General features: G+C 69.1%; 9 protein-coding genes, 1 tRNA gene and 1 pseudogene. 8 read left to right on the forward strand and 3 right to left on the reverse strand.

The window, feature by feature from the left end:
• Positions 1-263: pseudogene (locus BU28_RS23535) on the forward strand (type I secretion system permease/ATPase); the annotation flags it as partial.
• A complete protein-coding gene (locus tag BU28_RS0117060) occupies positions 260-1,660 on the forward strand; it encodes an HlyD family type I secretion periplasmic adaptor subunit (RefSeq protein WP_081791311.1) in 1,401 nt (466 codons plus the stop codon). The pseudogene BU28_RS23535 and the gene BU28_RS0117060, both read left to right, overlap by 4 nt.
• A gap of 157 nt (positions 1,661-1,817) precedes the next feature.
• On the opposite strand, the gene argF is transcribed toward BU28_RS0117060, so the two are convergent.
• From argF to BU28_RS0117075, 3 genes are all read right to left on the reverse strand, one after another.
• A complete protein-coding gene (argF, locus tag BU28_RS0117065; protein WP_028718998.1) occupies positions 1,818-2,744 on the reverse strand; it encodes an ornithine carbamoyltransferase in 927 nt (308 codons plus the stop codon).
• 90 nt (positions 2,745-2,834) lie between these two features.
• Positions 2,835-4,001 carry an aspartate aminotransferase family protein gene (locus BU28_RS0117070; protein ID WP_028718999.1) on the reverse strand — a complete coding sequence of 389 codons (1,167 nt, stop codon included), beginning with the start codon at positions 3,999-4,001 and terminating at the stop codon, positions 2,835-2,837.
• 162 nt (positions 4,002-4,163) lie between these two features.
• Entirely contained in the window at positions 4,164-4,985 is an 822-nt protein-coding gene (locus BU28_RS0117075) for an ABC transporter permease (RefSeq protein ID WP_051578022.1), read from the reverse strand.
• 143 nt (positions 4,986-5,128) lie between these two features.
• Between BU28_RS0117075 and BU28_RS0117080 the strand changes: the two genes are divergently transcribed.
• The 6 genes from BU28_RS0117080 to BU28_RS24955 all read left to right on the forward strand — a co-directional run.
• Positions 5,129-5,782, forward strand: coding sequence for a GcrA family cell cycle regulator (locus tag BU28_RS0117080; protein WP_028719001.1), 654 nt, complete (start codon positions 5,129-5,131; stop codon positions 5,780-5,782).
• Between the two features lie 7 nt (positions 5,783-5,789).
• Positions 5,790-6,269: an NUDIX hydrolase gene (locus tag BU28_RS0117085; RefSeq protein WP_028719002.1), complete on the forward strand. Its 480-nt coding sequence runs from the start codon at positions 5,790-5,792 to the stop codon at positions 6,267-6,269.
• Between the two features lie 277 nt (positions 6,270-6,546).
• Positions 6,547-8,265 (forward strand): methionine--tRNA ligase, encoded by a 1,719-nt coding sequence (gene metG / locus BU28_RS0117090; RefSeq protein WP_028720524.1) that lies wholly within the window; start codon positions 6,547-6,549, stop codon positions 8,263-8,265.
• 38 nt (positions 8,266-8,303) lie between these two features.
• Positions 8,304-9,224 (forward strand): arginase, encoded by a 921-nt coding sequence (gene rocF, locus BU28_RS0117095; RefSeq protein WP_028720525.1) that lies wholly within the window; start codon positions 8,304-8,306, stop codon positions 9,222-9,224.
• Between the two features lie 41 nt (positions 9,225-9,265).
• A tRNA-Leu gene (locus BU28_RS0117100) sits at positions 9,266-9,351 on the forward strand.
• Between the two features lie 176 nt (positions 9,352-9,527).
• Positions 9,528-9,733, forward strand: a 206-nt coding sequence (locus BU28_RS24955; protein ID WP_155992567.1) for a transposase, incomplete at its 3' end; no start/stop codon positions are given.

Consider the following 9,733-nt stretch of genomic DNA (forward strand, 5'->3'; position numbering starts at 1 on the left):
TTGTCCTGGACGAGCCGAACTCAAACCTCGACAACGAAGGCTCGGCGGCGCTGAACCTGGCGATCCGCACCATCAAGGCGCGCGGCGGCGCGGTCATCATCATGGCCCACCGCCCCGCCGCGATCAGCGAATGCGAACTGCTTCTGGTGATGGAACAGGGCGTGCGCCGCGCCTTCGGCCCGCGCGACGAGGTGCTGCAGTCCGTGGTGCGCAACGCCGAACAGATCGCGCGGTCCAAGGGCCAGGGCGGAGGGGTGACATGACCGACCTCAAACTCGCGCGCGCCGCCGTCGAAAAGCTGCCCCACGACCCGGCCGCGGCCCGTCCGGCGCCGCAGCCGGCGCCCCCCGCCGCCCCGCCGCCGGCGCGGCCGGAATGGTCGGCCCGGGGCGCCATCCTGCTGGGGCTCCTGTCGCTGGCCCTGCTGGTCGGCGGCTTCGGCCTCTGGTCCGTCGCCGCCCGCATCAGCGGCGCCGTGGTCGCCTCGGGCCAGGTCGAGGTCGAACAGCGCCGCCAGATCGTCCAGCATCCCGACGGCGGCGTGGTCGCCGAAATCCTCGTGCACGAGGGCGAGACCGTCGCCGCCGGACAGCCGCTGATCCGGCTGGACGGGGCGCTTCTGGGCACCGAACTCGCCATCGTCGAGGGCCAGTATTTCGAGATCCTCGCCCGCCGCGGCCGGCTCGAGGCCGAGCGCTCCGACCGCACCGAAATCGTCTTCCCCGAGGAGCTGGTCGCCGCCTCCCGCACCCATCCCGACTATCGGGCGCTGATGGCGGGCCAGCAGGACCTGTTCCGCGCCCGCATGGACACGCTGAACCAGTCGCTCGGCCAGCTCGCCAAGCAGGCCGAACAGATCGGCTCGCAGATCAAGGGCATCGACGCCCAGAACGACGCCCTGCAAAAGCAGCGCGACTTCATCGCCCAGGAACTGCGCGACCAGCGCACGCTGCTCGACAAGGGCCTGGCCCAGGCGCCCCGCGTCCTGGCCCTGGAACGCGAGGCGGCGCGCCTCGACGGGCTCCTGGGCGAAACCACCGCCAGCCGTGCCCAGGCGGAAACGCAGCTTGCCGAGATCGACCTGTCGCGGCTGGAAAAATCAGCCGCCTATCGCGAACAGGCCGAAACCGAGCTGCGTGACCTCGGCTACCGCGAACTGGAACTGGCCGAACGCCGCCGCGCGCTGACCGAACAGGTGGCCCGGCTGGAAATCCGCGCCCCGGTCGCGGGCGTGGTGCAGGAATCCCAGGTCACGACGCCGCGTTCGGTGATCCGGGCGGCGGACCCGATCCTTTACATCATCCCGCAGGACCGCCCGCTGGTGGTGGCCGCCCGCATCGCCACGATCAACATCGACGAGGTGCATCCGGGCCAGCAGGTGGTGCTGCGGTTCTCGTCCTTCTCGTCGCGCACGACGCCGGAAATCGACGGCGTGCTCAGCCGCGTCTCGGCCGACACGCTCGTCGACCAGGCGACCCATGTGCCCTATTACCGGGCCGAGGTGACGATCCCGCCCGAACAGATCGCCAAGCTCAAGGGCCTCGACCTGGTGCCCGGCATGCCGGTCGAGGTCTATGTCCAGACCGGCGAACGCAGCCCGCTGGCCTATCTGATGAAGCCGCTCAGCGACTACTTCACCCGCGCCTTCCGGGAAAACTGACGGCGGGCGACGTTCGATCCGCCCCAGGCTTCTTTCTTGTCGAAATATCCCGGGGGAACGCGCCCGCCGGGCGCGTGGGGGCAGAGCCCCCGCCACCCTCGGCCGCCTGCCACACGGGCAGGCACCAGCGCAAGCGGTCCCGGCCCGACGGCCGCCCTCAGACCCCCAGGCACCAGCGCATGACGGCCTTCTGCGCGTGCAGCCGGTTCTCGGCCTCGTCGAAGATGACCGAATTCGGCCCATCCATTACCGCGCTCGTCACCTCGTCGTCGCGATGCGCGGGCAGGCAGTGCATGAACAGCGCATCGGGCTTGGCCCGCGCCATCAGCGCCTCGTTGACCTGATAGCCGCGCAGCTGGTTGTGGCGCCGCTCGCGCGCCGACTGCGGGTCGTGCATCGACACCCAGGTGTCGGTGACCACCAGGTCCGCCCCCTCGACCGCCTTCATCGGATCGCGCTCGATGGCGACGGTCACGCCCTGCGCCCGGGCAAAGGCCACGGCCTCGGGCTCGGGGTCCAGGGTCGAAGGTCCGGTGAAGGTGAAGTCATAGCCGAACTGCCCCGCCGCATGGATCATCGAGGCGCAGACGTTGTTGCCGTCCCCCGACCACACCACCTTGCGGCCCGCGATCGGGCCGCGATGCTCCTCGAAGGTCATCACGTCGGCCATGATCTGGCAGGGATGGGTGCGGTTCGTCAGCCCGTTGATGACCGGCACGCTGGCGTATTCCGCCATCTCCAGCAGCGTCGCCTCCTCGAAGGTGCGGATCATGATCAGGTCGACATAGCGCGACAGCACCCGGGCGGTGTCGGCGATGGTCTCGCCATGGCCCAGCTGCATCTCCTTGCCCGACAGCACCATGGTCGAGCCGCCCATCTGCCGCACCCCCAGGTCGAAGCTGACCCGCGTCCGCGTCGAGGGCTTCTCGAAGATCAGCGCCACCATCCGGTTCTTCAGCGCCAGGTCCGCGTCCAGCGCGCCCCGGGGCTGGCCCGCGCGGGCGTCCTTCATCCGGCGGGCGCTGTCGATCATGCCCCGCAAGGCGGCCTTGTCGGTCAGATGGATGTCAAGGAAACTGTTCATTGTCACTGTCTTTCGATGCTTGCGGCCAGCAAGCCGCGTCGCCGGCGCAAGGTCAAGGCCCCGCGCCGGCCTTTCCGCCCCGGAAAGCCGCTATTCCAGCCGGCCGGCGGCCCGGTCCAGCCGCTGGACGGCCTCGGCGATCTCCGCGTCGGTGATGGTCAGGGGCGGCAGCAGGCGCAGCACGCCGTCGCCCGCCGGCACCGTCAGGATGTGCTCGGCATAGCCCGCCTTGACCAGGTCGGCCGGCGCCACCTTGCACTTCAGCCCCAGCATCAGCCCCTGGCCGCGCACTGACTCGAAGACCTCGGGATGGGCTGCGACCAGCGCCTCCAGCTTCTGGCGCAGCAGCCCCGCCTTGCGGTTCACCTCGGACAGGAAGGCCGGGTCGGCGACGATCTCCATCACGCGCGCGCCCACCGCGCAGGCCAGCGGGTTGCCGCCATAGGTCGAGCCATGCGTGCCCGCCGCCATGCCCGCGGCCGCGGCCTCGGTCGCCAGCACCGCGCCCAGCGGAAAGCCGCCGCCGATGCCCTTGGCCACCATCATGATGTCGGGGGTGACACCCGCCCATTCATGCGCGAACAGCTTGCCCGTCCGGCCCATGCCGGACTGCACCTCGTCCAGGATCAGCAGCGCCCCGGTCCGGTCGCACAACGCGCGCACCCGCCGCAGGTCGGCGTCGGGCAGCGGCCGGATGCCGCCCTCGCCCTGCACCGGCTCCAGCATGACGGCGGCGGTGCGCGGGCCGATCGCCGCCTCCAGCGCATCCATGTCGCCCCAGGGCAGGTGGACAAAGCCCGGCATCAGCGGCCCGAACCCCTTGACCATCTTCTCCCCGCCCGAGGCGGCGATGGCCCCGGTCGAACGGCCGTGGAACGCCCCCTCGAAGGTCAGGATCTCGCTGCGGTCCTCACCCTTCTCGGACCAGTACTTGCGCGCCATCTTGATCGCCAGCTCCGCGGCCTCGGTGCCGGAATTGGTGACGAAGACGGTGTCGGCGAAGGTATGGGCGACCAGCAGGTCGGCCAGCCGCTCCTGCTCGGGGATCTGGTACAGGTTCGAGACATGCCAGATCCGCCCCGCCTGTTCGGTCAGCGCGGCGACCAGGGCGGGGTTCGCATGGCCCAGCGCATTGACCGCGATGCCCGCGCCCAGGTCCAGGTATCGCGTGCCGTCCGTGGCGATGGCCCAGGCACCCTCGCCGCGCTCAAAGGCGATGGGCGCGCGGTTGTAGGTCGGCAGGACGTGCGAAATCATGGGATTGTCCTCGCGGAATGCCGCGGCAAGGCGGCGCAGGTTGACAGGAAGAAGGGCAGGCAGGATCGGACGTCGAACGGGTCAACGTCGGGGACGGGCAATCTGGGCGGTCCGAACGATCATGGCCGCCAGATAGCGCGAAACCGCCCCCGGCGCAAGGTTTCAGGCCTTCATGCGATAGCCGCGGTCCAGCCAGCGCCAGGCCAGCGCCAGGACCAGCGCCACGGCAAGCCCGCAGACCAGAAGCCCGCGCAGCGCCGGCGCGTCCGACACGCCCGCAAAGCCGTAGCGCGCCCCGTCGATCAGATAGAAGATCGGGTTCCAGTGCGCCAGCGTGCGGAACGGCTCGGGCAGGGCCTGCACCGAATAGAAGGTGCCCGACAGGAAGGACAGCGGCGTCACGATGAAATTGGTGATCGCGGCCATGTGGTCGAACTTCTGCGCGACGATCCCGCCCAGCAGGCCCAGCCCCCCCATCAGAAGCGCCCCCAGCACGACGAAGGCCAGCGCCCAGGCCGGATGCGCGATCCCCTGGCCGATGACCAGCGCCATGCCCAGGCCGATGGCCCCCGCCACGATCAGCGCGCGCACCAGCGCCCCCGCCAGATAGCCGGCCAGGATCTCGCCCGCCGACAGGGGCGGCATCAGCGTGTCGACGATATTCCCCTGCATCTTGGCCGAGATGATGCTCGACGAGGTGTTGGCGAAGGCGTTCTGGATCACCGTCATCATCAGGATGCCCGGCCCCAGGAAGGCCAGATAGGGCAGGCCCATGACCTCGCCCCGGTTCTGGCCCAACGCCAGGGCAAAGACCACCACGAACAGCGCCGAGGTCATCAGCGGCGCAAAGATGGTCTGCTGCCAGACGTTCATGAAGCGCATGATCTCGCGCCGCGCCAGGGTATGAAGCCCCAGCCAGTTCACGCGGCCGAACCGGCGCACGCCCATCTGGCGAAATCCTGGAATCGTCGGGTCGGGTTGCATCGGCGCTCCTTGAATTTGCGGGTTCGTGCGGGTAAATCTGGCTATCCCCATTCCCGGACCCCGGTTCTAAGGCGGGGTCCCGCGGAATTGAAGACACGAACAGATGTGCACCGGCGACCGTCGCGGTGCAGGAAAGGCAAGCCATGTCCTGGACCGACGAGCGCGTCGAGACGCTGAAACGCATGTGGGCCGAAGGTCAATCCGCCAGCCAGATCGCCAAGGAACTGGGCGGCGTGACCCGCAACGCGGTGATCGGCAAGGTCCACCGCCTGGGCCTGTCGAACCGGGCCGAGGACGAGGCCGCCCCGGCCGAGGCGGCGCCCGCTGCCCCCGTGGCCCCCGCCCCGACGGCGGCATCGGCCCAGCCCCGCCCCGAACCCAAGGCCGCGCCCCAGCCCGCCGCTGCGGCGGCCCCCGCGCCTCAGCCCGACCCCGAACCCGAGGCCGAACCCGAGGATGAGGCGCAACCCGCCGCCCCGGCCGAGCCCGCAGCCACCCAGCCGGCCGGCTTCAACCGCCGCACCATCGTGCCCGCCGGCCAGCCGCTGCCGCCGCAGCCCTCGGCCAACGAGATCAGCCCCGAGGCGCTGGCCTCGGTGCGCGAGGTCGAAAAGCGCGCCCGCAAGCTCACGCTGATGGAGCTGACCGAACGGACCTGCAAATGGCCGATCGGCGACCCGGCGACGGACAAGTTCTGGTTCTGCGGCCTGCCCTCGGCCCCCGGCAAGCCCTATTGCGAGGCGCATGTCGGCGTGGCCTTCCAGCCGATGAGCTCGCGGCGCGACCGCCGGCGCTGACCCGGGCGTGACCGCCGGACCACAGGACGCCAGACCAAGGGACGCCGCCGCCCGCCCGGTGCTGGCGGCGCTGGCCGTCCTCATCGACCACGATCCCGATCATGGGCCGCGCGTCCTCCTGGTCCAGCGCCGCAACCCGCCCGACGCCGGGCTCTGGGGCTTTCCGGGCGGCCATGTCGAACCGGGCGAGACGGCGCTGGCCGCCGCCGCCCGCGAACTCCATGAGGAAACCGGCCTGACGGCCCGCCCCCTGTGCTACATCGACAATATCGATGTGATCGAACGCGGCGCGGATGGCGCGCTGCGCTTCCATTTCCTGCTCGCGGCGGTGCTTTGCGAACCCCTGGGCCCGGACCGCGCCCCGCTCGCCGCCGACGACGCGCTCGACGCCGCCTGGGTCCCGCTGGCCGACCTGCGCGCCGGCCGCCTGCCGCTCAGCGCCCGGGTCCTCGCCACGCTCGACCGCGCGCTGGCCCGCCGCCCCTGATATTCTTTCTTGCCCAAATATCCCGGGGGGACGCGCCCGGCGGGCGCGTGGGGGCAGAGCCCCCTCTACCGCCCCCGATGCCATCCCGTCCGACACCCGGTGTACGCACCGTGTACGCGCGGTGCACGCGGGTCACCCCCCGAAACCCCATGTTTTCCCGGGCTTTCGGCCCCTTTGCCCGCGCCCCGTTGCGCGGCCAGGCCCTGCAACGCCCGCAGGACTTTCCAAGCCGCCCCATCGCGGCTAGACAGGGCGCCGACCCCTTAGGACGCAACGCATGGCCCGGCATCTCATCACCTCGGCGATCCCCTACATCAACGGGATCAAGCACCTCGGCAACCTGGTCGGCTCGCAGCTTCCGGCGGACCTCTCGGCCCGCTACCTGCGCGCGCGCGGGCACGAGGTCATGTTCATCTGCGCCACCGACGAACACGGCACTCCGGCCGAACTGGCGGCCAAGAAGGCGGGCAAGCCGGTCGCGGTCTATTGCGCGGAAATGCATGAAATCCAGGCGGAAATCGCCCGGAACTTCGGCCTGTCCTTCGACCATTTCGGCCGCTCCTCCTCGGAACGCAACCACGTCCTGACCCAGCATTTCGCCGGCAAGCTCGACGAAAACGGCTGGATCTCCGAGGTCGAGGAAAGCCAGATCTATTCCATCGACGACGGCCGCTTCCTGCCCGACCGCTATATCGAGGGCACCTGCCCGAACTGCGGCTACGACAAGGCCCGCGGCGACCAGTGCGAGAACTGCACCAAGCAGCTCGACCCCACCGACCTGATCGAGCCGCGCAGCGCCATCTCGGGCTCGACCAATCTCGAAGTGCGCCGGACCAAGCATCTCTACCTGCGCCAGCGCGCGCTGAAAGATCAGATTTCCCAATGGCTTGACAGCAAGACCGACTGGCCGATCCTGACCACCTCGATCGCGCGGAAATGGCTCAACGACGGCGACGGCTTGCAGGACCGCGGCATCACCCGCGACCTCGACTGGGGCATCCCGGTCAAGAAGGGCGATCAGCCCTGGCCGGGGATGGAGGGCAAGGTCTTCTACGTCTGGTTCGACGCCCCCATCGAATACATCGCCGCCACCGCCGAGGGCACCGACAAGCGGGGCGAGCCCGACAGCGCCTGGCGCCGCTGGTGGCGCCTGGACGAGGGGGCGCAGGACGTGACCTACACCCAGTTCATGGGCAAGGACAACGTGCCCTTCCACACCCTCAGCTTCCCGGCCACGATCATCGGCTCGGGCGAACCGTGGAAGCTCGTGGACTATATCAAGTCCTTCAATTACCTCACTTATGACGGTGGCCAGTTCAGCACCTCGCAGGGCCGCGGCGTGTTCATGGACCAGGCGCTGTCGATCCTGCCGGCCGATTACTGGCGCTGGTGGCTGCTGTCGCACGCCCCGGAATCCGGCGACAGCGAATTCACCTGGGACAACTTCCAGCAATCCGTGAACAAGGATCTGGCCGACGTTCTGGGCAATTTCGTCAGCCGCATCACCAAGTTCTGCCGCAGCAAGTTCGGCGAGACCGTCCCCGAAGGCGGCAGCTACGGCCCCGAGGAACAGGCCCTGATCGAGGCGCTGACCGCCCGCATCCGCGCCTATGAAACCTTCATGGACCATATGGAGGTCCGCAAGTCCGCCGCCGAACTGCGCGCGATCTGGGTCCTGGGCAACGAATACCTGCAATCCGCCGCGCCCTGGTCCAGGGTCAAGACCGACCCCGAAAAGGCCGCGATGCAGGTCCGGCTGGGCCTGAACCTGATCCGGCTTTATGCCGTTCTTTCAATGCCTTTCATCCCCTTCGCCAGCGATGCGATGCTGGACGCGATGCGCAGCGGCAACCGCGACTGGCCCGACGACGTGTCCGCAGCGCTGCGGGTCCTGCCGCCCGGCCACGCCTTCACGGTCCCCGAGGTCCTGTTCGCCAAGATCACCGACGAGCAACGCGACGAATGGCAAGAGCGTTTCAAGGGCATCCGGAGCTAGACCGGCCGCGTCCCGCGGCCCCCACCGCAGGAGAACCGATGACCCATTGCATCCTGGTCGGCGCCCCCGTCGACGAAGGCCAGCGCCGCCCCGGCTGCCTGATGGGCCCCGCCGCCTACCGCGTCGCGGGCCTCGCGCGCACCCTGTCGGATCTCGGCCACACGGTCGAGGATCGCGGCGATGTCGCGCCGACCACCCCGCGCGAGCTGACCTGCGCGAACCCCGCCGTCCACCACCTGCCCGAGGTCGTCGCCTGGACCGAGGCTCTGTCGGCCGTCGCCGCGACCGCCATGTCCGACGGGCTGCCGATCTTCATGGGGGGCGATCATTCGCTGTCGCTCGGCACCGTGGCGGGCGTCGCCTCGCACGCGATGGCGGCGGGCAGGCCGCTGTTCGTGCTGTGGCTGGATGCGCACAGCGATTTCCACACCGTCGAGACGACCAGTTCGGGCAACCTGCACGGCACACCGATGGCCTATGCGGCGGGGCGGATGGGGTTCGATCCGTTCCCGCCCTTTCCGGCGCCGGTGCCCGGGGAAAACATCTGCCTGTTCGGCATCCGCTCGGTCGATCCGGCGGAACACGCCATGCTCGAGGCGACCGAGATCACCGTCAGCGACATGCGGGTGCTGGACGAACAGGGCATCGCGGCCCCCCTGCGCGCCTTCCTGGACCGGGTCCAGGCCGAGAACGGCCTGCTGCACGTCAGCCTGGACGTGGACTTCCTGGATCCCTCGGTCGCGCCAGCAGTGGGCACCACCGTGCCCGGCGGCACCACCTTCCGCGAGGCGCATCTGGTCTGCGAACTGCTGCACGAATCGGGGCTGGTCACCTCGCTGGACCTGGTCGAGCTGAACCCCTTTCTTGACGATCGGGGCAAGACCGCGCGGCTGATGGTCGATCTGGTCGGCTCGATGATGGGGCGCAAGGTCTTCGACCGCCCGACCCGCAGCTTCTAAGGCTTGCAAAGCCCGCCCGCGCCCGCTAGCGAAGCCACGGCGCGGGCGTGGCGGAATGGTAGACGCATGGGACTTAAACTCCCTGGGGCGCAAGCCCGTGCGGGTTCAAGTCCCGCCGCCCGCACCAGATTTCCGTTCGTATTGAACAATTTGAATACGACAAGCCGGCATCGGAATTCGTGCCGTCTGCAGCCCCTTTTCTGACGGACGCCTGGTGACCTGCCCCCCACGAAGTCCCGCACCATGATGTAGAGTCTGCTCAACCCTGAAGGAGCAGACGAATGCGAAAGAGCCGTTTCACCGATGAAGAGGGGACCGTGGCCCCAGTGGGGCCGCGTAAGCCCCGATGAACAGATAATCGGGATGCTCCAGGAGCAGGAGGCGGGCATGCCGACGGCTGAGGTGTGCCGCAGGCATGGTCTCAGCCCGGCGACGTTCTACAAGCTGAAACCATGCCTGTCGTGTGCCGAAGCGGCAGGCCAAAGAGCACCTTCACCATCAGGCAAAAC

This window comes from Paracoccus yeei ATCC BAA-599, from assembly GCF_000622145.1.
Classification (GTDB): domain Bacteria; phylum Pseudomonadota; class Alphaproteobacteria; order Rhodobacterales; family Rhodobacteraceae; genus Paracoccus; species Paracoccus yeei.

Coding starts and splice junctions, on each gene's coding strand:
- BU28_RS0117060 (WP_081791311.1), top strand. CDS start 260: ATGACCGACCTCAAACTCGCGCGCGCCGCCGTCGAAAAGCTGCCCCAC.
- metG (WP_028720524.1), top strand. CDS start 6,547: ATGGCCCGGCATCTCATCACCTCGGCGATCCCCTACATCAACGGGATC.
- rocF (WP_028720525.1), top strand. CDS start 8,304: ATGACCCATTGCATCCTGGTCGGCGCCCCCGTCGACGAAGGCCAGCGC.
- BU28_RS0117075 (WP_051578022.1), bottom strand. CDS start 4,985: ATGCAACCCGACCCGACGATTCCAGGATTTCGCCAGATGGGCGTGCGC.
- BU28_RS0117070 (WP_028718999.1), bottom strand. CDS start 4,001: ATGATTTCGCACGTCCTGCCGACCTACAACCGCGCGCCCATCGCCTTT.
- argF (WP_028718998.1), bottom strand. CDS start 2,744: ATGAACAGTTTCCTTGACATCCATCTGACCGACAAGGCCGCCTTGCGG.
- BU28_RS0117080 (WP_028719001.1), top strand. CDS start 5,129: ATGTCCTGGACCGACGAGCGCGTCGAGACGCTGAAACGCATGTGGGCC.